Annotated in this window: 17 protein-coding genes, 2 tRNA genes and 1 other RNA gene; 5 read left to right on the forward strand and 15 right to left on the reverse strand. The window is 55.9% G+C overall.

The window, feature by feature from the left end:
• Positions 1–138: 138 nt before the first annotated feature.
• The 15 genes from HQL52_10855 to HQL52_10925 form a co-directional block, all read right to left on the reverse strand.
• Positions 139–1770 (reverse strand): thiamine pyrophosphate-binding protein, encoded by a 1632-nt coding sequence (locus HQL52_10855; GenBank protein ID MBF0369945.1) that lies wholly within the window; start codon positions 1768–1770, stop codon positions 139–141.
• A 78-nt stretch (positions 1771–1848) separates the two neighbouring features.
• Positions 1849–3888 (reverse strand): 2-oxoacid:acceptor oxidoreductase family protein, encoded by a 2040-nt coding sequence (locus HQL52_10860; GenBank protein MBF0369946.1) that lies wholly within the window; start codon positions 3886–3888, stop codon positions 1849–1851.
• A 131-nt stretch (positions 3889–4019) separates the two neighbouring features.
• Positions 4020–4616 carry a recombination protein RecR gene (gene recR, locus HQL52_10865; protein ID MBF0369947.1) on the reverse strand — a complete coding sequence of 199 codons (597 nt, stop codon included), beginning with the start codon at positions 4614–4616 and terminating at the stop codon, positions 4020–4022.
• A gap of 40 nt (positions 4617–4656) precedes the next feature.
• The gene (locus tag HQL52_10870; GenBank protein ID MBF0369948.1) at positions 4657–4977 is read right to left on the reverse strand and encodes a YbaB/EbfC family nucleoid-associated protein; all 321 of its coding nucleotides are present in this window, start codon (positions 4975–4977) and stop codon (positions 4657–4659) included.
• A 105-nt stretch (positions 4978–5082) separates the two neighbouring features.
• The gene (gene dnaX, locus HQL52_10875) at positions 5083–7137 is read right to left on the reverse strand and encodes a DNA polymerase III subunit gamma/tau (protein MBF0369949.1); all 2055 of its coding nucleotides are present in this window, start codon (positions 7135–7137) and stop codon (positions 5083–5085) included.
• Between the two features lie 59 nt (positions 7138–7196).
• An RNA gene (ffs, locus tag HQL52_10880) (signal recognition particle sRNA small type) lies at positions 7197–7294 on the reverse strand.
• Positions 7295–7391: 97 nt separating this feature from the next.
• Positions 7392–7481 (reverse strand) — tRNA-Ser (locus HQL52_10885).
• Positions 7482–7554: 73 nt separating this feature from the next.
• Positions 7555–8034 carry a nucleoside deaminase gene (locus HQL52_10890; GenBank protein MBF0369950.1) on the reverse strand — a complete coding sequence of 160 codons (480 nt, stop codon included), beginning with the start codon at positions 8032–8034 and terminating at the stop codon, positions 7555–7557.
• A 49-nt stretch (positions 8035–8083) separates the two neighbouring features.
• Positions 8084–8518, reverse strand: coding sequence for a hypothetical protein (locus HQL52_10895; protein MBF0369951.1), 435 nt, complete (start codon positions 8516–8518; stop codon positions 8084–8086).
• 141 nt (positions 8519–8659) lie between these two features.
• A tRNA-Ser gene (locus HQL52_10900) sits at positions 8660–8749 on the reverse strand.
• A 257-nt stretch (positions 8750–9006) separates the two neighbouring features.
• Complete coding sequence (locus HQL52_10905; protein MBF0369952.1) at positions 9007–9999, reverse strand: serine/threonine protein kinase; 993 nt, start codon at positions 9997–9999, stop codon at positions 9007–9009.
• Positions 10000–10071: 72 nt separating this feature from the next.
• Positions 10072–12588: a methyl-accepting chemotaxis protein gene (locus HQL52_10910; protein MBF0369953.1), complete on the reverse strand. Its 2517-nt coding sequence runs from the start codon at positions 12586–12588 to the stop codon at positions 10072–10074.
• Positions 12589–12869: 281 nt separating this feature from the next.
• A complete protein-coding gene (locus tag HQL52_10915; GenBank protein MBF0369954.1) occupies positions 12870–13415 on the reverse strand; it encodes a GNAT family N-acetyltransferase in 546 nt (181 codons plus the stop codon).
• Positions 13416–13421: 6 nt separating this feature from the next.
• Complete coding sequence (locus HQL52_10920; protein MBF0369955.1) at positions 13422–14507, reverse strand: N-acetylneuraminate synthase family protein; 1086 nt, start codon at positions 14505–14507, stop codon at positions 13422–13424.
• Positions 14504–15397 (reverse strand): sugar nucleotide-binding protein, encoded by an 894-nt coding sequence (locus tag HQL52_10925; protein ID MBF0369956.1) that lies wholly within the window; start codon positions 15395–15397, stop codon positions 14504–14506. The genes HQL52_10920 and HQL52_10925 overlap by 4 nt, the downstream gene beginning before the upstream one ends.
• Positions 15398–15644: 247 nt before the next feature.
• Here HQL52_10925 and HQL52_10930 point away from each other — a divergent pair, with 247 nt between their 5' ends.
• The 5 genes from HQL52_10930 (at position 15645) to HQL52_10950 (ending at position 21837) form a co-directional block, all read left to right on the forward strand.
• Positions 15645–16445, forward strand: coding sequence for a glycosyltransferase family protein (locus HQL52_10930; protein ID MBF0369957.1), 801 nt, complete (start codon positions 15645–15647; stop codon positions 16443–16445).
• 68 nt (positions 16446–16513) lie between these two features.
• On the forward strand, positions 16514–17839 hold the full coding sequence (locus HQL52_10935; protein MBF0369958.1) for an aminotransferase class III-fold pyridoxal phosphate-dependent enzyme: 1326 nt from the start codon (positions 16514–16516) through the stop codon (positions 17837–17839).
• A gap of 102 nt (positions 17840–17941) precedes the next feature.
• A complete protein-coding gene (locus tag HQL52_10940; protein MBF0369959.1) occupies positions 17942–19462 on the forward strand; it encodes a hypothetical protein in 1521 nt (506 codons plus the stop codon).
• A 117-nt stretch (positions 19463–19579) separates the two neighbouring features.
• A complete protein-coding gene (locus HQL52_10945) occupies positions 19580–20689 on the forward strand; it encodes a polysaccharide pyruvyl transferase family protein (GenBank protein MBF0369960.1) in 1110 nt (369 codons plus the stop codon).
• A gap of 119 nt (positions 20690–20808) precedes the next feature.
• Complete coding sequence (locus HQL52_10950; protein ID MBF0369961.1) at positions 20809–21837, forward strand: hypothetical protein; 1029 nt, start codon at positions 20809–20811, stop codon at positions 21835–21837.
• The last annotated feature ends 14 nt before the right edge of the window (positions 21838–21851 follow it).

The following is a 21851-nucleotide window of genomic DNA, read 5'->3' on the forward strand; positions in this document are numbered from 1 at the left end:
AAATCATGGAGTCAAAGAGTGATGGGCACCCCTGCATTATGTCGAATCGAAGAGAGTTTGCCAGAAATAAAACGCCGCCAACCCTTCTAGGGTGGCGGCGTTTGGATTCAGCAGTCATCGTGGATCAAGAGCAGAGGGTTATTTTTTTTCAGCCTCTTCCCGATCCTTGTTTTTCACTCCGGCCAGTTCTTGCAGCAGGTGCCAGTTTTCCAGACGTTCCTGTTGAGAACGGAGCAGGGTGTCACTGGGATTGCCATCCTTGTCGAAATGTTTCTGGAAGCGACCCTCGGTTCTGGCAAAGGAGATGAAATCAACTTTCTCCAGACCTTCCTTGGTTTTCCGGTGGTGCCAGTCACGGTTGACCGAAGGGTTGCCCTGCAGAGAGATACGGGAGGCCAAGGTGGGGCCACCGTCGGGATTGTAGGTAAAGACGGGAAATGCTCTGGATTCCACCGCCAAGCTCCCCTGCTCACAGGAGACATCGTCCGCCACCTGATGTTCCGGCTGACAGGTGGTGTAGACGTTGATCACCGCCGGGCCGTTGTAGTCCAGGGCCTGCTCTACCGATTTGTAGAAGTGGTTGATCATGGGGCCGGTGGTCTGCACCACAAAGGTGTTGGGGTGCATCATGGCGATATTGGCAATTTCCTTGCGGCGCTCCATCTTGCCGGGGACCGCCTTGCCATGAACCGACAGCTTGGCATTTTGACCGATATAGGTCGCGGTAGAGGCCTGACCACCGGTATTGGAGTAGACCTGGGTATCGAGCACCAGGGCTTTGATGTTCATGCCGGAAGCCAGCATCCGGGAGAGCGCCTGGAAGCCGATATCGAGCATGGCACCATCCCCACCAAACACCAGGATGTGATGTCCCTCACGACCGGTTTGATCCCAATGGGCGCGGATGCCCATGGCCACAGCCGGGGCATTTTCAAACAGGGAGTTGGTCCAGGGTACCCGGAAGGGGTTGTAGGGATAGGTGGAGCCGTAGACCGTGTTGCAGCCGGTAGCCGCCACGATGCCGTAGTTTTGGCCCACTTTTTCGGCGGTGATTGCCAGCAACTGGCGGATTGCCGATGTTTCGCCACAGCCCATGCAGGAACCACCACCACCAACAAACTGGTTGGCGGACTCCTTGAGCATCAGGTCCACCTTGAGGCGGGGATTGACATATTCCGCAGGGGTATCGCCAATGCGTTTATAGGCTTCCCAGATGGTGAAATAGTTGGGCAGGTTGTCCCGGGTCTTTTTAATCATCTTGAGGGCGTCGTGCTCACCACAAGCCACCACGCACTCGCCGCACCCCTTACACTTGGTGGGGTCGGTAAAGATGCCAAACCACGCGCCACCAGGGGCGTTGGGATCCTTGGCCTTTTTCTTTTCGTAGGTTTTCCAGAATTTGGTGGTCTTGACCAGCTGGCTCTCAATGAGGCTTCTGTCTTCGGGATCTGAAAGCCCGGACATGTCCTCTTCCAGGGTCTCCGGTGTGATCACCCGCCCCCAGATGGCTGAGTCGGGGCAGTTTTGTACGCACTCCATACAAGCGACGCAGTTTTCCGCATAATATTCCGGCAGATCCGGGGCGATGTAGGAAAAATCCCGGTAGGAGCCGGTAGCGGCTGGAACCAGAGAGGCTCCCACAAAGCTATCAGCAGGCTGACCAGAGCCTGCACCGGTGTTATAGGCCTCAATGATGTCCCGCGCCCGCTTGGCGTCATACCACTGGGGGGTCGCCTGGGTATAGATCTTGGCGTTTTGTTCCTGACTCATGGGTTGCCTCCGAAACGGGTACCGGGCATTTGGTATGCCCGGTTCCGATTGTGTGCTTTAGATGACCCGACTGTTGCTTTAGATGATAAAGGCCGAAACGTCCTTACCCTTGGCCTCCCACTCCACCCGGCCCTGTTCATAGACCTCGGCAGGTGTTTGGTCCATAATCTCGCGGCTGACTTCCATCACGCGGCTATACCCCCGTTTCACCGCATCCAGATTGTCATCCACAACCTTCTGGCCGCGTTTTCCGAAATATTTGTCCAGAGGTTGACGCACCTTGGAGAAGAGTTCCTCCTCGCTCATTTTGGCGTCTGACTGGAAGGGGGTGACCCGCAGGAACACCCCGAGCAGAACCACCCCCTGGAAACGTTGAATCAGGGAGGAGTCGGACTTACAGCATTCCCGGGCAATTTCGATGGTGTCCACGCCGTGAAAGCGAATGCCATTTTCCTTGATGAAATATTTGGCGTAAGGGGGCAGAGAATCCCATAGTCCCTCCGCAGTGGTTTCATCGGTGTGCTGAAAAACAATGCCGGATTCGCCCATGCCCACCAGGGGATTGCCCATGTGCCAGGTGGTGGGATCCATCAGGGGTACAAAGTCCACCTGCTGAAGGTCGCAGTGGGCGAGAATTTTATCGCCGGGAGAGACCGCCAGGAAGGAGTTGGTGGGAAGTCCCTTCTTTTCCGAACCATATTTGGGCGCGGCTTGTACCTTGAAGCCAAAGATATCCCCCAGCATGGTGGCGATAACTTTGTTGGTGGTGACCGAACCATAACCACCCACAGAGTGGACCCGCACCGAAAAAGCGCCCTGAGGCCTGACATCGGGCTCTTCTTTTTCCAGGGGTAGGCTCGTGGGATGATCCAGACCCAGTGTGAAGAAGCGTCGATTTTCTCCCCCCGGGGCCATGTTACGGGCTATGGAGATGATGTGGCCGGGGGTGACGTTACGGGAACCAAGACCACCGACACCGGAGTAGATTTCAGGGATCGAATCAACTTTGGGAATCCCTTCCCGCCCCATGATAGCCTGGGCCAGAATCGCTTCGATTTCGGTGGTGAGGGGGTTGCCCGCCATGGTGGGGACATCGCACCGCTCCAGCACCGTGACCACTTTGCAGCCAGCAAGCGCCTCGACGAGTTGGGCAGCCGGAAAGGGTCGGAAGCAGGTAATATCGACGATACCCAGCTTGATGCCCAGCTTTTCCCGAATGATATTGACCGCAGACATGGCGGTTTCCGAGGTCGTCCCCATCGCAACCAGGGCATACTCGGCATCCTCCATCTGATAGGTGTCTATCATGTTATAGCGGCGGCCCGTCAGACGGTAAAACTCGTCCATGGCGTTTTGGATCACACCAGGGAGTTTGTCATAGACCCAACGCTGGGCGATCTTCCCGGACATATAGCTGTCTTGGTTTTGCACGGTACCCGATTGCAGGGGAGCATCGGTATCAAACAGGTTACGGATCCGATCCCGGGGATTGCCCAGATATTCCCGGATCAGATCATCTTCGGGATAGTTCAGGTTTTCGATGGTGTGAGAGAGCAAAAAGCCATCTTGAACGTTCATGAACGGCGTCAGGCCATCTTCGGCGGCCCTTCGGCTGATCAGCGAGAGGTCGGAAACCCCCTGCACGTTTTTGGAAAACAGAATCCCCCAGCCGACATCCGCAACCCCCATCACATCATCGTGCCCGGCATGGATGCAGAGCCCCTGTGAAGTGAGGGTTCGGGCGGCGACATGCAACACGGTGGGAAGTCGCTTACCGGAAATGGTGTAGAGCACCTCCTTCATGAGGATCAGCCCTTGCCCGGAGGTAAAGTTGGTGATGCGCCCCCCGGCCAGAGTAAATCCTTCACAGGACGAGGCGGAGCTATGTTCCGACTCCAGCTCCATCCAGGCCAGCTCTTTATCCCATAAATTTTTAAAACCGTTGGCTACAGCAATTTGGAAAAATTGCCCCATGTTGGTGGATGGCGTGATGGGATAGGCAGCAGCGCCGTCCGTGGCACGGGTTTCAACGTATGAGACCGCCTCGGACCCGTCACCGGTCCCAGCAATGCCAGGATAGGGAAAGTCCTCTGCTTGTTTGGTCGATTGTTTGGCCATCCGGAATCATCTCCAATGGATCAGGTGTGTGGATATCCCCGCTTAACGCAGGCATCTAAACCCTCATGCCCGTGTTGCGGGGTACGCCTTATACCAATTTATCGGAGCATTTGGCAGGGTAAAACTGCAGATCAATAGTCCCGTCTGCCTGCCAATGCTTGGTAAAGTGTTGATTCGTCAAGATATTCTAGTTCTCCGCCCATCGGTAATCCATAGGCGAGTCGGGTGATGCGTTCGACACTTGGTTTGGCCAGTTGCGCCACATAGTGGGCGGTGGCCTCACCAGCGACGGTTGGATTGGTGGCGATGATCAGTTCTGTGATCCCACCCCGAACCAGCCGCTTTTCCAACTCCTCCATGTGGAGTTCGTCCGGCCCAATACCATCCAGAGGGCTTAACTGCCCTCCCAGGACATGATAATGCCCTTTAAAAAGTCCTGCATTTTCAATGGCTATCAGGTCAGCAGGCTCTTCCACGATACAGAGATGAGCCGACAGGCGTCCTGGATCCCGACAGATTCGGCAAAGGTCTTCTTCGGCCAGATTAAAACAGATTCCACAGGGGCGCACCCGGTCTCGTAATCTTTCTAAAGAATCAATCAGCTGTCCGGTCTCTTCCCGCCCTTGACGCAGCAGGTGATAGACCATTCTTTGGGCACTTTTTTTTCCAACTCCCGGAAATCGGGCAAGCTGGATAATCGTCCGCTCAACAGTAGGAAGCCCAATCATGGGGTGCCCGAAATGCGTTGTTTTTGTCAGTGATTATGGACTAGAACGGCATCATGCCCGGGGGGAGGTTGAGCCCGCCGGTGATTTGGGAAAGCTGTTGCTTTTGGAGATCCTGAAGCTTGGCATGTGCGTCGTTGAAGGCAGCTGCAATCAGATCTTCAAGCATTTCCACATCACCTGGATCCACCACTGTTTTATCGATCCGAATACTGACCATCTCCTGTTTACCGTTCAGGGTGACCTCCACCATGCCGCCTCCGGACTGGCCAACCACGGTTTGAGCAGCCAACTCTTCCTGCATTTTGGCCATCTTGCCCTGCATCTGCTGGGCCTGTTTCAGGAGATTTCCCAAATTTTTCATGTATTCATCCCTGTTTCATCCACCTCAAATGTGTGAGGCTTTATCCGTTCAGGAGATTGAGACAATCCCGTCAGAGTAACCCAGATCGCCTTCCGGGCCAACCCATCAGATTTGTTGGAGTCCCAAATCGTCCAAAGGTTCCACTCCAGACAGTCGTGCCTGAAAATGACTGGTCAGCAGGCGGGCCGCCGGATGCGCCAACACTTCCTGTTCCAGTTGGGAGGTGTATTCGCGTTTTTGTCGGTCCACCCCTTCCTGGACTGTTTCGGGCCGGGGTTGATTGGAGGCAGGTCGGACCGATATCTGAAAGACCTCACACTCATGTTCCGTTAAAAATTCCCCCAGGGTTTTTTCCAAACGGGCCGGAGGTCCAAAACACTCCTGGGTCAGTTGCAGCTCCAGATAACCTTTGGAGTCCTGATCTCCCGTTTTAAATCCCAAACAGGCGACCTGCTGCTTTAATTTGAGGGCCAGGAGTGGGGCTTTTTGTCCGGCAAAAGATAGCAACTGCTCCCACGAAGTCAAATCCCGGACATTTTTTTTTTGCAATGCCCCGGCCGCATCTCCCTGCAATGCGCCTTGATCTGGGGGTGGTCTGGGTGGAGAAAATGGATGCGTGGCCGGGGATCTGGCTGGGTTTAAATCAGCCTGATCTCCTGAAATATCAGCTGGTTTCTTCCGGTCAGAAGCTTCATTCGAAGGGTGTGGGGGTGTGGGATGAAGCACATTCTGGGAACGCTCCTTCCGGGGGGACGTCGAAGCCGGGAGGGGAGGAGATTTTGTTGCCGTCCTACCCGAATTGGCATGGGGGGTGGGACTCTTTTTTTTTTCTTCGGCCTGGCTGGGAGGACGATTGGTGGCGTTTTCCCCGGCCTCATTTCCGGTTTGCAGTGCACCTTGGATGGAGGTGTTGCCCGATGACCCGGCGGAAGGAGTCGATGAGGAGGAGCCTCCGGGAGCCCCCCCTGACGAGCTATCGGAAGAGGTCGGATGACTGCCCCCCTGCCCCCCTGCCCGGCCCCCACCTGGCGACGGCCCCAGAGAACGGATCAAACGATCCAGATCCGGCACCGGCTTGAGATAGGCGACCCGGATCAGGAGCATCTCCAGGGCCTGCTGGGGATCGTTGGCCATGCGCAGATCATCCTGCCCCCGTAACAGCACCTGATAGATCATCTGTAGCCGCTCCTGACTGGCGCTGCCGGTGATCTGGGCGATGCGGTTGAGTTGGGGATCCTGCTCCAGTAGCTCGGGGCTGGAGGGTCGAACCTTTTCTCTTACCCCCTGGTGGATACCATCCAGCAGTTCGTTGACCAGGGTTTTGGGCTCCACTCCCCCTTCATGAAACTGTCGGGCTGCGGCCAAAATTTCCGGCCCTTTGGCGTTTAGCAGGTCAGCCAAAAGGGTGAGCACCCCCTCCCGGTCGGTAAGGCCCAGGAGATGTTTGACGGTTTCATAGTGAACCGATCCCTCACCGTGGGCAATCACTTGGTCGAGCACCGAAAGCCCATCCCGCACCGAGCCGTCCGCAGCCCGAACCACGGCAGCCAATCCCGGTGGGTCAAAGGCCACCTTTTCAGCTTCCAGAATTCGGGTCATGTGTCCGGTTAAAACCTCCCGGGGAACACGCTTGAGGTCGTAACGTTGACAGCGGCTGAGAATGGTGGCGGGAATTTTGCGGGATTCGGTGGTGGCAAAGATAAATTTGACGTGGTGTGGGGGCTCTTCCAGCGTTTTCAACAGGGCGTTGAAGGACTGGGTGGAGAGCATGTGCACCTCATCCAGGATATAGACCTTGAAGCGGGAGGCGGACGGGGCGTAGCAGACGGTATCCAGCACCTCCCGCATCTGGTCCACCTTGGTGCGTGAGGCTGCATCGATCTCTTGAACGTCCGGGCTTCGACCACTGATGATTTCCTGGCAGGAGGAGCACTCACCACAGGGGTCTGGGGTGGTTTTTTCCTCGCAATTGAGGCACATGGCCAAGAGGCGGGCCAGGGTGGTCTTGCCGACACCGCGAATACCGGTGAAAAGAAATGCGTGGGGGATCCGGCCACTTTCCAGGGCATTTTTCAGGGAGCGGGTAACGTGATCCTGCCCCACCAAAGCCTGGAAGCTTCGAGGCCGCCACTTGCGCGCCAGGACCACATAAGAGGGCATGAGCGGGTAACGGTCCGAAAGAGGGTTGGAAAACCGGTGCGAAAAGAGTAGAGGGCGGCTCAGGCCAGGCGTACCACGGCACACAGATGATCCCGTTACCGCTGCTACCTTCCGGTCCTGACGGAGTTGGCGGGTATCTGTTGCGTGGGACCTGGCCGTCAACGCCGCCCACAATCAGCAATAAATCTATATCAAAAACAGATCCGACAAACGCCGATTCCAGATTTTGGAAAGGGTGTTGATCGGGAAAGTTCTGGCGGAGAGAGAGGGATTCGAACCCTCGGTACCTGTTACAGTACACACGCTTTCCAGGCGTGCACCTTCAACCACTCGGTCATCTCTCCTAAGAGACTTGTAAGCTCGGGTTCAGGATCGACCCGATGACGCGATCAAGATATCGTCAGGGGCCGAATTAGATCAGGTTTTACGCCGTTGCTCAAAGAAAAAATTTAACATTCCCCCACAAGCTTCAGCCAAAGGGTCTGAACTATCCAATCCAACAGGCTTTTTTGCTTGAGCCGTCTGGTTTGAAATAGGCGCTTGGTGCATCACTTTTGTCGGATCTCGAAACGTGGCAAATTGGACCGACCCCAATCGGGCTTCCACTCCAGCAGCCTGGCAGATGGCGCAGGGCTCAAGGCTGATGGCCAGCGTGGCATTGGTTAAACGGTAGTTGTCTGTCCGGGTGGCAGCCTGGCGCAGGGCGCGGATTTCTGCGTGTCCCAAGGGGTCTGATCCTTCCAGGGTGCGGTTGGCTCCCTGGGCCAGGATAAATCCCGTATTCCCCCCTACCACAGCCCCCACCGGCACCTCCCCCCGAGCCCCACCTTGGGAGGCCTCTACCAGCGCCAGTAGCAGTTGGCCACGGGACTCTTCCAGAAAATCAGAGGTGTTCATGAGCTGTTTTTTTTGAGTTTTGTTGGGGCGACTGAAAAAAACAACCGGACTATTGTGACCCCTGGGAATAGATATCCCCTTCTTTGGCCAACTGTGCCACAGGCCCCAGAAAGGTAAGGTCGTAACGGTGGTGATCCCAGGCGTTCAGGGACATGTCCCGGGAAAAGGCCCACCCTTCGTGAAAGAGTGTCCCTTCCTGGCTGCTGAGCACCACCCAGGCGGCTGGATTGACGTGTCCTTCCGGCCCATGGAGTGATTTTTGCCGATGGATCAGGAGGTCCGGCACATAAGCGGTGGGGTTGAGTTCTCCCCCCCAAGGGCCTTCCAGGGAGGCCCCTACCGGGACATCCAGACGATAAACCTGAAGAGTGCGTTTATCCAAAATCCGGAAGCGCAGAGGAATGCCGACACTCTCCTGAACCATCTCTTCAGTGGGCAGGGCTCTCACCTGATCCACGTGGGGGGCCAGGGGCAATCGGCTCATCACCTGGGATTCCACAGGCAGATAAACCTCTTTGGGTGGAGGGGGGTCCAAGTTGAGATTGCACCCGGTCAAAAGGAGCGCAGAGAGCGTGAGAGTCAGGGAAAGCAGGCGCATGGGAGCCGGGAGAGGAAAAGCGAAAAATGGCGGAGAGGGAGGGATTCGAACCCTCGATACCCTATCGGATATAACACCTTAGCAGGGTGCCGCCTTCAGCCACTCGGCCACCTCTCCGTTGATTGCCATAGGATCGGAGCAAATCCGGTCCTTGTCAATCCCCCCATCGCCCCAAAAAGGAAAGATCTTTATCAAGGCGAACAGGAAACTGGCTCATTCTACAGAAAAACGGAAACCTTACAAGAAAAACCAGTCATCATTCCGAAAAAAGAGCCTGCCATCCCACCAGGGAAACCGTAAAGGTTTTTCGTGCCATCCCCATTCCTCCAGGCCAAAAACCAACACCAGACCTTATTCCAGATGGCTGCCAGCCGTCATCCCATCCACTCCAGGGGCCGCTCTTCCATCATGGATGCCTGCTCCCTGAGAGATAAAATATGCTCATCCCAATAACGGCCATTGTTAAACCAGGGGAAGGCTCGGGGAAAGGCCGGGTCTTCCCAGCGTCGGGCGATCCAGGCGGCATAGTGCATCATGCGTAGGGTGCGCAACGCTTCGATCAGCAAAAGTTCCCGGGGATCGAAGTCATAAAACTGGCCATACCCCTCCAATAGATCTCCCAGTTGTGCGGTTCTGTCAGCCCGCTCACCGGAAAGACACATCCAGAGATCCTGTATGGCCGGTCCCCTGCGGGCGTCGTCAAAATCGACAAAATGGGGGCCAGCATCGGTCCAAAGAATGTTGCCCGGGTGGCAATCGCCGTGAAGACGAATCAGGTTGACGCTCCCGGCCGCATCAAAGCTGGCCCGAATGCGGGAGAGAAGGTCTTCAGCCAAGGTGCGGTAAGGGGTTTCCAACTCCAGGGGAATAAAACCGGATTCCAGCAAAAACACCATGGAAGCCTCACCAAAAGAGGCGATATCAAGGGTGGGACGTTCGGCAAACTCGGTCACGGCACCAGCCGCATGAATGCGCCCGAGAAAACGCCCCAACTGTTTGAGGTGGTCGGAATTTTCCAGGTCTGGGGCGCGTCCTCCCCGACGGGGATAGAGAGCAAAACGAAAGGTGGCGTGGGCGTGAAGGGTGGCGCCATCATCCAGAGCCAGAGGGGGAATGACCGGAATTTCCAGGTCGGCCAGCTCCTGGGAAAAGTGGTGTTCCTCCAGGATCGCTTCATTGCTCCAGCGGTTGGCTCGATAAAACTTGGCTACCAAGCCGTCTCCCTCCTCAATGCCCACCTGATAGACTCGATTTTCAAAGCTGTTGAGAGCCAGCAAGCTGCCGTCACAACGGTAGCCGATACTCTCCACCGCATCGAGAATGGCTTCCGGCCCCAGATTTCGATAGGGGGTTTTGTCCTCTGCCATCATGGTTGGCTCCGATCCCTGAATGAGTTGATATCAGAGACCTGGAATCCCTGAATGAGTTGATTTGGACCCTTAGCGTACCTGGCTGAGCTTGTCCAACAGCCTGAAGAGGTCCTGGAAGTGGCTGACAAAATTTTTATTTTCTTCTTCAATCTGTTGGTTGACCTCTTCCAGAGTGATTTTTGGGGTCGCCTCGTCATCTGAATCATCATCAAAAAGATCGAACACATCGTCCTCCGCTTCTTCCGCTTCCTGAGCCAGTTGATCCCGTTCACTGATCAAGCGGGCGATGGTTGTGGCGGATTGGTGCATCTCTTCCTGAACAGTGACCAACTCCTTAAAATCAGTCCGTTTACCGTAGAGCATCTCCCCGGTTCGACTACGCCATTTACCCAGGGAAGTCTCTTCTACAGAGAGCACCTGATCGGACTGAATCGTGGAGCGTCCACATTTCCAGTTTTCGATCTGCTCCATCAGGGAGAGATATTCTGATTTGAAGGTTTGGATGTCGAAGGCGGGGCAGGAGATGGTAAACCCGGAGGCGTTGATGATGAGATCGTCGGTGGACATCCGGGCCAGCTGGATCAGTTTGCCGGTATTTTGAGCCGAGCCACTGGAGTGCTTGGAAATTTGAATCAACTGTAAGGTTTTTTTCTGGACGTTGATGGCGCTTTCCAGCACTTCGTGGGCAGAATTTTGCACTTGTTTGGTTTTGAACGCAGCACCAGAGCTGCCCTCCATCACCTGAATGGCGCTGGAGGAGGCTTCGTTGGCTTCTCCAGCAATTTTTTGGGTGTTGTCGGAAGCTTGGTTTGCGGCTTCGGCCACTTCAATGGCCGCATTGCCCAGATTGGCGGCGTTGCTGGTCACCTCTTCAGAGGCCTTGGCTACCCCATCCATGGAGTTGGCGATATCCTGAATCAGGTCTGACTGATCAGCTACCGATTGGGTGATCTCTTCGTTGGCTTTGCGGACCAGATTCATTCCTGTGGCCATGGAGCGGGTGGATTCCGCTACCCGGCCTGCCTGGGATTGAATCTCCTCGATCTTTTCGGCAATCATGCGGGTGGCATTCTCAGTAGCCCGGGCAAGATCCTTGACCTCGTTGGCCACCACCGCAAACCCTTTGCCAAACTCACCGGCTCCGGCAGCTTCGATGGCGGCGTTCAAAGCCAGCATTTGCGTCTGCTCGGCGATGCTGTTGATCACCTCCACCACATTTTCAATCTCCCGAGCCGAGCCGTAGAGGGATTCCATCGCCTCCAGGGTCTGGTAGCTGCTTTGGCTCGCCTGATCAGACTCCGATTGGGCTGTTTCGCACTGCTTGCGCACACCCACCAGAGCGAGGCGAATTTTGGAGACTGAGTCGGTAACGGATTGCACCGAGGCGTTCACCTGTACCAGATTGTCGTTCACCCCGTGGAGGTCGTTACTCATCTGCTGGGCAGAAGTGGCGACCATGCTGACGCTTTGGCTGGCCTCCTGGGAGGCTGAGGCGATGGTGCGGATATTATTGGAAAATCGGTCGATGGCCTGGGAAGCCTTTTGGACGTCGTCGGTGGATTCCTCTGCCTTGGATTTGAGAATATTGGTTTCGTCGTGGAGATAGCTGTTGAGGGCCAGCACCTCTTCGGAGAGCTGCTTGGAATCAAGCGTATCCTTCTCCAGAGTGTTTTTGATTTCGGAAAGCTGTTCGGTGAGGATGTCGACAGTTTCTGACTGAAGAAAGACCGCCTGGACCGTGCGCACCAGGTTTTCGGTCATCAAGGCAAAAGCCTTATAGATCCGGCCCAGTTCATCCATCTCGCCGATGCCGGAGGTGTCGGTCTGAAAGGTCAGATCACCACCGGATATTTTTTCGGTCATGTCGATGATCTGTTTGGCCTGACAGCGAAAACGCCGTAACAGGATCGTCAGCCCCGCTCCCAATACCATCAGGGTCAGAAAGATCAAAAAGGTGAAAAACAGCAATCTTTCCCGGAATGAATCATCACCTGCCTGAACCTGTTGCAGCTTTGCTTCCATGCGCTGATCGATGGATTTTTTGATCGTTTCGATCAACACCCCCATGGCTTTGGTGGGCCCCCGATCCATGCCTCGCACCAGATGATCCACCTGTCGGTGACCGAGGGGATCCTGACCGTCAAATCGAAGCAAAGCATCCTCATACGCTTTACCCAGACGTTCGTGTTGTTGGATCAGTGCGGTGACCAAGGGGCCGATTTCATTGTCGAACCCCAGTGTTTTCGTCTCTTGACCAACCTTCCCGAGAAGCTCTCGAACGTTGTTTTCCTCATTGCGAAATTGGCGTTGATATTTTTCAAAGTCTTTGGGGTTCCAGCCTCGCAGGAGAATGTTTTTCCACTCCTGGACCTGTTTTTTAAAATGGAATTGGCTCTGGTGGGCATGGTCCAGAAGATTGGACATGGCGGTGGTTTCCGAGGAGTCGAGCATGCGGCCTCGGATCAGGGCAGTGCCTTCGATACCGTAGGAGATGACCGTTGAGAGGATCAGAAAAATCAGGAAGCCGGTGAGGATAATGATCCGGGTGGAAAAATTGACGGGTATGAGCTGCATCAGATGTTTCATCAGGGGTGCTCCCCAGGAATTGCGAATAAGAGCCATTATGGTTGTTTATTGCTATTGAAATCAATGGATAGGCGGAAGTTTTTAACCAGTAAGGAAGAGCGATAGTCAAAGGGGGGTGTCTGATTCAGCCAGGGAGGGTAGATCGTCATTAGGAGAAGGAGGGAGGATTGGATGAGGAGGGCTTAAGGGGGGGACGGTTCTCCCTCTCCTGTATGGAGAGGAAGAGGTTTCAATCATGATGGCAGCTGATTACCGATGGACCGGCATCAAGGTATGATGGGCTATCGTGGCTCGGGTTGGTTGTTGAATTCAGGGGCCAGGAGTCCATAAAAAAGGGAATCGGTCCACCCTCCTTCCGTCCAGTGGGTTTGTCGGTGGGTTCCCTCCAGGGTGAAGCCAAGATGGTCGAAAAAACATTTTTTATCGTTGTCGATGCTATAAATTTCCGCCCAAATCCGGTGGAGTGATAACTCCTCAAAACCATATTTCAGCAATACCCGGGCGGCATCCAGGGCGTAGTGATCGTCGATGTAGAGGTCGTCGTGGCCGATATAGATGGACAAATCGGCGTTGCGGTTGATTCCGTCGATATAGCAGAGCCCGGCAGCCCCCAAGAGTTGATTATCGGCCAGGGAGACGATGGCAAACATGCGGGTGTTGGGATCCCCCAGCACCACTTTTTCGAACCAACGCTCCTGCTGGGCCATGGAAAGCTCCCGATATTCCCGAAAATAGCGGCGGAATTTCGGTTTGTTGCGCCAATTGAGGAGGGGTTTGAGATCATCGCGTTCGATGGCGCGAAGGCCGGTATGTTTTCCAGTCAGCATGGTCTTTTACTCTTTTCCCGCAAGATCGCTTATCCAGAGGGTTTCCCCAGCCACTTTATCTACCCGTAGTCGCCTGCCAAGAACCTCTGCCAGTCGATAGGGGGGCAGGCTGTCGGCGGGGGCTGGGCGCAGGCTTTCCAGGTGTGTGGCGTCGAGTAGCGTTCCTGCTGGCAGATTCCGACACAATCGCAGGCAGCGGCGCTGGACGATGACAGTGTCAGTTTCATTGGCTTCAATGCGTTTGATACCGTCTCCCAGGGCCATCTCCAGCTCCCGGCTGCGATCCACCATCTCCCGCCAGGTTTGGGGATTCATGGAAAAGCCGTGGTCCGGGCCGTTGCGGTGGTTGTCGTCGGTAAAATGTTTTTCGATCACCCGGGCGCCCAGAGCGATAGCTCCCAGTACCGCACTGTGTCCCGGGGTGTGGTCCGAAAGCCCCAGCACCATGCCGGGATAGTGAATCCGGAAGCTTTCCAGCACCCGGAGGTTGACGCTACGGAAATTATCCAGGCTTCCGGTATAGTTGGTGTTGCACTGCATGAGGCCGAGCTGGGGGTTGACTTTGAGCACGGCCGCCACTGCCCGCTCCACATCTGCCAGGGTAGCCGCACCTGTGGCCAGAAAGAGCGGCTTTCCCCTTTGGGATACCTGCTGGATAAAGTCGGGCCAGGTGATGTCCCCGGAGCCGATTTTATAAGCCCGCACCAGGGCGTCGACCTCTTCCACGGCAGCGAGATCATAAGGAGTGGTCATAAACTCCACATCAGCCCCCCTGGCGGTTTCAGCCAGAGCTTCATTCCAGCTGCGGTTGAATTCATACTGTTCATAAATCTGATAGACCGGCTTGTCCCACTTTTCCTGGTGGGACATCTGCCCCCCCAAATTTCGGAAGCCGTGGTCGCTGACGATATCCTTGGCCAAAAAATGTTGAAACTTGACCGCATCCGCCCCCGCCTCCCGGGCCAGATGAATGAGATCCTGAGCCCGGGCCAGATCGCCGTCGTGGTTGGAGGCGATATCCGCGATAAAATAGGCTGGAGCGCCAAGGGAAATTTCCCGCTCGCCAATGTGCAGTGTCGAATGATAATTCATGGTGTGGATTTGCGTTCCAGATAAAGGTTGACCAGTGAGCGAATCACCTGCTCCAGATCCGGCAGGAGATAGCCAAGCCTCTCTTGTGCCCGGCTGACATCCAGCCCCAGGCTCTCCCCCCGTGGGGTTGGCAGTGAGGTGACCCGACCGATTTTAACGTGGTTCAAGGGGCGTTCCAAGGCTCGGGCCAGGGATTCGACAAACACCTGTTTGCTCACCGCCTCCCGACAGCTGACATTGAGAAGACCAAGAACCTCTTGATCCAGGAGATCAAAAAGAATCCGGGCGAAGGCGGGGGTATCCAGGGTGGAGGTGATGAAATCTTCAAACAGGGTCACGGGCAGGTCGTTGTGTATGGCCGCCATGGCCCATTCGATAAAGGTGGGACGCCCCGGCCAGCCACGAAAGCCGGTGATGTTGGTGCGCACCACCAGGGAACCCTCATAGCTTAAGGCAAACCCCTCCCCGGCCTGTTTGGAGCGGGCATAGTCGTTCAGGAGTTGAATGGGATCGGTTTCCCGGTGAAGTTGATGGCCATCGCCACGATACCAGTGATCGGTGGAGATCTGGATCAACCGGCGTCCCCGCTCCCGACACCACTGGGTGAGGATGGCGACCGCCCGGGCATTGATCCGGTAGCTCAATCCTGGATCAGCCGCGCACTGATCCAGGGAGACGAGCCCAGCGGCATTGATCACCACTTGGGGGTCCGCTTCGGTGAGGGTGGCCAGGATCGAAGCCTCTTTTTCCAGATCGAGGGTGAGATCGCAATGGTGGCGGGCGGCACCAATGATCCCCTGCCCCTGCTCATCCCCCCTCCTCCGCCTTTTGGCCTCTGCCATGAGAGCCTGGCCCAACATGCCGCTGGCCCCTGTGATGAGGATGGTCATGCCCTGCCCCTGCCCGGTGAGAGAAAAGTGTGGATATCAGTCATGGCAGCACAATGGCTGGGCATCCGGGTGGGGTCAAGGAAAGCCCATCCGGGTGACGTTGGGGAGATCGTCAAAAGCCCCTTCACGAATCCTGGTCTTTTCCTGTTTCAATACGCCCCTTGCGCCCGGAGTGCGTCACCACCGATGATGGTGGGTGGTGACGGAATCGACCGGTGGCTGGGCTCTCCATTTCAGGAGCGGGTGGGTGAAAAAAACGAATTCGGTTTTGGCCATTTTGCAAGCCCGCACCTCCTCCAGCAGACTGCCGGGTAAAGTGCTGCGTCCCCTGCTCGGGCAACCGATGCTTCAGCGGCAGATTGAGCGAATCCAACGGGCAAGCCTTTTGGATGGGCTGCTGGTGGCGACGAGCCTGAAACCGGAAGATGATGGGGTGGCCAAGCTTTGTCAGGAAACTGGTCTTCCCTGCTTTCGCGGTAGCCTGGAGGATGTCCTCGACCGCTATTATCAGGCCGCCTGCCGCCATGAACCAACACACGTGGTGCGCTTGACCGGGGATTGTCCTCTGGCCGACCCTGAGGTGATCGACCAGGTGATCCGCTGTCACCTGAAGGGAGGGTATGACTACACCTCCAACACCTTTCCCGCCACTTGGCCCGATGGCTTGGATGTGGAGGTGATTCGATTTTCAGCCCTGGAGAGTGCCTGGCAGGAAGCGCGTCTGCCTTCGGAGCGGGAACATGTCACCCCCTTTGTCAGACACGCTCCCGACCGCTTTGCCATCGGCCATGTGCGACATACCGAAGATCTCTCTCACTGGCGTTGGAGTGTCGATTATGGGGAAGATTTCGAATTGATCAGCCGGATTTATGAGGCTCTCCATCCCCAGCAGCCCGATTTTGGTACTGGAAAGATTTTGGAACTCCTGGCGAAAGATCCCCAGCTGGCTAAAATCAATCATCACTACACCGCCAACGATGGCTGGTTTAAATCCTTGAACGAAGATGAAGCGTTTCTAGCCGCCAAGAAGCCTCACCAGGTATCATGAAAGCCAAAAATCATCCCGACTGGAAGGTGCGGGATTCCCAACCATGGAATGGACAAAGAGCGTAAAACATGAAATCAAATCCCCGCTACAAGAGATCCCAGGAACTGCTGAAACGGGCCACCCGCACCATCCCCCTGGGTTCCCAGACCTTCAGTAAATCCCATCAACAGTTTCCCTCGGGAGCCGCACCCCTGTTTCTCAGCCATGGCCAGGGGGGGCGGGTGTGGGATGTGGATGACAACAACTATGTGGACCTCATCTGTGGATTGCTGCCGGTGGTGTTGGGCTATCGGGATCCGGATGTGGATGCCGCCATCCGTAAGCAGCTGGACCGGGGGATCTGCTTCAGTCTGGCGACGGAGCTGGAGATGGAGCTGGCGGAACGATTGGTGGAGATCATTCCCTGTGCCGAGGGGGTGCGGTTTGGCAAAAACGGTAGTGACGCCACCTCCGGGGCGATTCGCCTGGCACGGGGGGTGACCGGTCGGGATCGGGTGGCGGTGTGTGGCTATCACGGTTGGCAGGATTGGTATATCGGCTCCACCAGCCGGGACAAGGGGGTACCCCGGGCGGTATCGGAGTTGACCCACCGTTTTGTCTACAACGACCTGGACGATTTGAACACCTTGCTGAAATCTCATCCGGGGGAGTTTGCTGCGGTGATCATGGAGGGGATCAACAGCGAGGAGCCCGATCCGGGATATCTGGCGTCGGTCAAGGAGCTGACCCATCAACACGGGGCGCTCTTTATTCTGGATGAGGTTATCACCGGTTTTCGCTTTGCCCTGGGGGGAGCCCAGGAAATGTTTGAAGTGACCCCGGATCTGGCCTGCTTTGGCAAATCCATGGCCAACGGCATGCCTCTTTCAGCTGTGGTGGGGCGGGCTGACCTGATGGCCCAGATGGAGGAGATCTTTTTTTCCTCCACCTTTGGCGGCGAAACCCTCTCCCTGGCAGCCGCTATCGCCGTGGTGGATAAAATGAAACAGGGGGAGGTGATCAAGGGGTTGTGGGCCAAGGGGAAGCGTCTGGCTTTCGGAGTGCAAATGCTGTTGGACAGCTCCGGTTTGGGAGAGTTGATCACCCTCCACGGCATGTCCCCCTGGAAGCTGATCGCCTTTCACGATCATCCCCAGGCTCGGGCCCAGGCCATCCGGACCCTCTTTATCCGGGAGATGCTGGAAAACGGCATCCTGATCGGCAGCAGCCACAACCTCTGCCACGCCCACGATGATGACGATCTCGAACGGGTGTTGAAGGCTTGGCGAAATAGTCTCGCTGTGATGTTCGTGGAGCTGGATACGGGGAAGCTGGAAGAGCGCCTCGAAGGCCCGGTGATTGAGCCGGTCTTTACGGTTCGCGGTGGGGGGGGAAATCCCACGGCGGGCCGGTGATGTGTGTGTCGGTTTGGTGATATGTGAGTCGGATCGCTGATGTCTGGGGCGGGTCTGGGGATTCGTTACCTGGATGGTGTGTTGGGATGGGGGAGGTGTGGGGTGAAAGGCAAAAGGGTTTTGATCTTTCAACAGCGGGCCTGGGGCGTTGGGGCGGGGCACTATTTTGCCAAGAGGCTCCAGGAAGAGGGGGCCGAGTTGGCCGCCCTCACCCTTAAACAATCCACCCACGCCTTCACCCTCTCCCAAAAGGAGGTTCACTATCAGCTGGTGGTCAACAACGACCAGCTGATGATGGATCCCAAGGCCTATCTGGGGGAGGATGACTATTCCCTGGAGGAGATCTGCCAGGAGCTGGGGGAGGATTCCATCTGGCCCATGGTTCAATCCCTGCGCAACCACGTCAAATCCTATCAGGACAAGTTTTACTATAGCTTTCGGCAAAACCTTCCGGATGAGGAGATCATCGACTATGTGAAGGCGGTCTATAAATGTGCCCGCCATATCTTTGATGAGTTCAACCCCCAGGTGATTTTGGGGCTTAATTTTGTCGCCCTGCCACAAATTTTTTTCAGCCTGTATGCCCGAACCCGGGGATGCCGGTTTGTGGCGATACACGACTCCAAGGTGCAGGGGATCTCCATCTTTTCGACGGATCATCGCTATACCGAAGGGAGCTTTCACCGCAGGCTGGAGGCGTTGAATCAGGGTCAGGTGGAGAGTGACAACCGGCAGCGGGCCAAGGGGTATATCGCGGGGTTTCGCGACTCTTTCAAAATTCCCCTCACCGAAACCCCTCCCCCCCCCATGAGTGCCTACGAAAAATTCAAGGATCTCCTACGCCCCTACATCGATACCGTCTATTGGCTGCGCAGCAAGCCGGTCAACCGCATGGCCAATTTTGGTCCCACCATCGACCACCCCACCCCCCGGATTATCGTTCGGGATCACTATAGCCGAAAACGCTATCGCCGGAGCGCTGAAAACCGCCGCTATTTTCCGGTGGAGGGGTTGAGCAAATATGTCTATTTCCCCCTTCAGGTGCAGCCGGAGCACTCCATCGATGTCGCGGCCCCCTATTTCAGCAATCAGATCGAAACCGCCCGGCTGTTGGCGATGTCCCTCCCGGGAGATTATGTCCTCGCGGTGAAGGATCATCCGGCCATGGCCGAGCTGCGTCCCCCTTCCTACCTGGAAAAGGTGGCCCGCACCCCCAACGTCAAGCTGCTGGATTTTCGCATTCCTTCGGAGCGCTTGTTAAAGGGGGCGGCTCTGGTGATCAGCCCCAACTCCACCACGCTTTCTGAAGCCACCTTTTTTCACATTCCAGCGATCCAGCTGGGAGATCTGGGCACCACCCTCAAGCTTCCCAACGTCTTTTTTCACAGCGATATTCGCTCCATAGCGACCAAAATCAAAACGCTTCTCGCCACCGATTTTCACACTGAGGCCTATGAGCGACAGCTGGAAAATTTTGTCGCTGCCGCCTTCGATACCGGTCTCACCTGCGACTATTATGGCAAGGGTTCTGATGGCCAACCCGCCATGGAAGAGCTGTATCAGGGCTATAGGCGGGAGGTGGTGCAGATTTTTGCCCAGGAAAAAGGATCAGACCCATCATGAAACATATAGTCGTGATATCCCGTCAGATATCCCCACCATCCTGAGCCTGCCCCCGTGATATTCAGAGACAAAACCCATCCACCCACCCAAAAAAGACCGCCCCTGGTGGTGGGATGGTTGGGTCATGGCAATTTTGGCGATGAGGCGATGGCCCTGGCTCTGCGGCTCTATCTGAAACGCAGGCTCAACCACACCCGCTTAAGCTATTATGATGTGGGGGAGATTCCACTCTTTCAGCAGCCCGACGACCTTGCCTTTGACGCCCTGCACCGGGTGGCCACCCCCCGGAAAATCAAGCAGCTGCTGGATCGTTTATATCTGGACCGTTTCGGCACGATCCTTTTGGGTGGCGGTGGCATCCTGCACTCTGAAAATTCCATCTCCTGGAAGCTGAAAATCATCGACAGGCTGAAACGGCGCCACCCCACCCGACCCACTGGGGCTGTCAGCATGACCCTGGGGCCGTTCAAAACCGACGGGGCCAGAAAGCTCTGCCAGAAACTTTTGCAGCGACTGGATTTTTTTCACTGCCGGGATCAACCATCAGCCGCCTTGGCCCAATCCCTGAACCCACAGCTGGAAATATTCAGCTCATTCGATATTTCCCTCACCCTGCCAACCCTCTGCCCGGAAAAGTGGCCGGCTTCCCATACCAAGAGTGAGGCAGGTCCGGTGGGGCTTTTTTTATTTAAACATGCCGCCCGGGAAGGGATCTCTTCACAAAACCCTCTGGAAAAAAAACAGTTGCGCCTGGTGAATGAAATATTGGCTCGGGGGCGCAAGGTGCAGCTTTTTACCATCTATCTGGGACAGGGGTGTCTGGATGCTTCCCTGAATCACTTTCTTAAAGCGCAATCAGCCGATCCCGAAGGGGTATCGATCCACACTTTTGATGGGGATATCTTCCGTACCATCCAGGCGATGCAGCGTTGTGAGGCGGTGGTCTCCATGCGCTACCATGGGGCTGTGTTTGCCCATTTGTTGGGGATTCCCTATTTATCTTTGGCCTATACCCCGAAAAACAGCTGGTTTATCCGTACCATGGGCTACCCTGAAGAGATGGATTTGGCCTTCCACAACCCGGATGCCCCCTTTGAACCGGTTTTGGCGGGGATCGAGGGGCTGTTTCAACAGGGGAAACAGCTGTATGATCACACCGTGCCTTTGGAGAGAGCCATGGCCGCTACCAGAGAGGATATGGAGCGGGTGATGGAACGATTGGCCTGAAGGGGATCGGGTGGGGTCGGGTGATCCCGCTGCCAAGGCCACTACTCCCTTCCTATTATGAGCGGCTCATCCATAATGATGAGCGGCAATCCGTTATTTGTCCCCTTGAGGAATTCAGTATGGAAATTATTCCCAGCAGCAGCCCCCTCTTTGCCAAACATTTTGCCAGGCTGTGGCGTCTGACGGCTTGGCGACATCCCCTCTATCAACCCCGCTCCATCCGCTATGCCCAGGCCTATACTCAAATTGAAAAGGCCCGCAATCTCTCTTTTGTGGTGTGTGAGGGGGGAGTGCCCCTGGCCGGGGTTCTCTGGTTTGCCCTCACCCGCGAAGGCGAGCGGGAGCTGTCGGTTTTTGGGTGGCCGGTGCTCTATCTGGAAAACCAGCAGCTGGATCCCACCTTGAAGCGCTCTTTGGGGATTCAGGTGAAGGAGCAGGTGCAACAAACCCTGGGGATGGAATCCCCGGCCCTGGCACCGGCCAAGCTGCTCTATATGGATCCACTGCTCCAGGGGCGGCTCTCCTTTTTTGGGGAGATGCTGCTATCCATTGGGGCCAGAGCCCAACCCCGGGTCATCACGGTGGTGGATCTTTTCCAGTCCGAAGAAGCCCTGTGGCAGGGGGTGCGCAAAAGTTATAAAAGCCTCATCAACTGGGGAGAAAAACATCTAGAGCCCCAGATTGTTTCAGGCCGGGAGATGACTGGAGAGAAAATGGAGGCCTTTCGCCAAAATCATATTCAACAGGCTGGTCGGGAAACCCGTTCTCCACAAACCTGGGCGCTACAGCGGCAGATGGTGGAGGCGGGTGAAGGTTTTTGTGTGTATGGCCATTGGCAGGGGGAGTTGGTCAGTTCATCGCTTTTTCTTCACTCCGATCACTATACCCTCTATGGGGTGAGCGCTTCGGAAAGAAAGCTGTTCGACAAACCCTTGGCCCACAGCCTTATCTGGAAAGCCATGGTGCATGCCAAATCCCTGGGGCATCGCTATTTTGAAATGGGGGATCGGTTATACCCGGAGCTGGGTGCCACCGGCCCTGTGCCTTCGGAAAACCGATCCGAGCCCACCCCCAAGGAGATGGGTATCAGTCGTTTTAAAGGGGGGTTTGGCGGGGAAGAGTGGGTTCATCTGGAGCTTTACCTCTAGGAGCCTCCCTGGGG

Source organism: Magnetococcales bacterium (assembly GCA_015232395.1).
In the GTDB taxonomy this organism is placed as follows: Bacteria; Pseudomonadota; Magnetococcia; order Magnetococcales; family JADFZT01; genus JADFZT01.

Excerpts from the sequence above, each read along its gene's own strand:
- HQL52_10920 (MBF0369955.1), bottom strand. The coding sequence starts at position 14,507 with ATGAATTATCATTCGACACTGCACATTGGCGAGCGGGAAATTTCCCTT.
- HQL52_10890 (MBF0369950.1), bottom strand. The coding sequence starts at position 8,034 with ATGAACACCTCTGATTTTCTGGAAGAGTCCCGTGGCCAACTGCTACTG.
- HQL52_10950 (MBF0369961.1), top strand. The coding sequence starts at position 20,809 with ATGGAAATTATTCCCAGCAGCAGCCCCCTCTTTGCCAAACATTTTGCC.
- dnaX (MBF0369949.1), bottom strand. The coding sequence starts at position 7,137 with ATGCCCTCTTATGTGGTCCTGGCGCGCAAGTGGCGGCCTCGAAGCTTC.
- HQL52_10895 (MBF0369951.1), bottom strand. The coding sequence starts at position 8,518 with ATGAGCCGATTGCCCCTGGCCCCCCACGTGGATCAGGTGAGAGCCCTG.
- HQL52_10855 (MBF0369945.1), bottom strand. The coding sequence starts at position 1,770 with ATGAGTCAGGAACAAAACGCCAAGATCTATACCCAGGCGACCCCCCAG.
- HQL52_10905 (MBF0369952.1), bottom strand. The coding sequence starts at position 9,999 with ATGGCAGAGGACAAAACCCCCTATCGAAATCTGGGGCCGGAAGCCATT.
- HQL52_10935 (MBF0369958.1), top strand. The coding sequence starts at position 16,514 with ATGAAATCAAATCCCCGCTACAAGAGATCCCAGGAACTGCTGAAACGG.
- HQL52_10910 (MBF0369953.1), bottom strand. The coding sequence starts at position 12,588 with ATGAAACATCTGATGCAGCTCATACCCGTCAATTTTTCCACCCGGATC.
- HQL52_10915 (MBF0369954.1), bottom strand. The coding sequence starts at position 13,415 with ATGCTGACTGGAAAACATACCGGCCTTCGCGCCATCGAACGCGATGAT.
- HQL52_10870 (MBF0369948.1), bottom strand. The coding sequence starts at position 4,977 with ATGAAAAATTTGGGAAATCTCCTGAAACAGGCCCAGCAGATGCAGGGC.
- recR (MBF0369947.1), bottom strand. The coding sequence starts at position 4,616 with ATGATTGGGCTTCCTACTGTTGAGCGGACGATTATCCAGCTTGCCCGA.
- HQL52_10925 (MBF0369956.1), bottom strand. The coding sequence starts at position 15,397 with ATGACCATCCTCATCACAGGGGCCAGCGGCATGTTGGGCCAGGCTCTC.
- HQL52_10860 (MBF0369946.1), bottom strand. The coding sequence starts at position 3,888 with ATGGCCAAACAATCGACCAAACAAGCAGAGGACTTTCCCTATCCTGGC.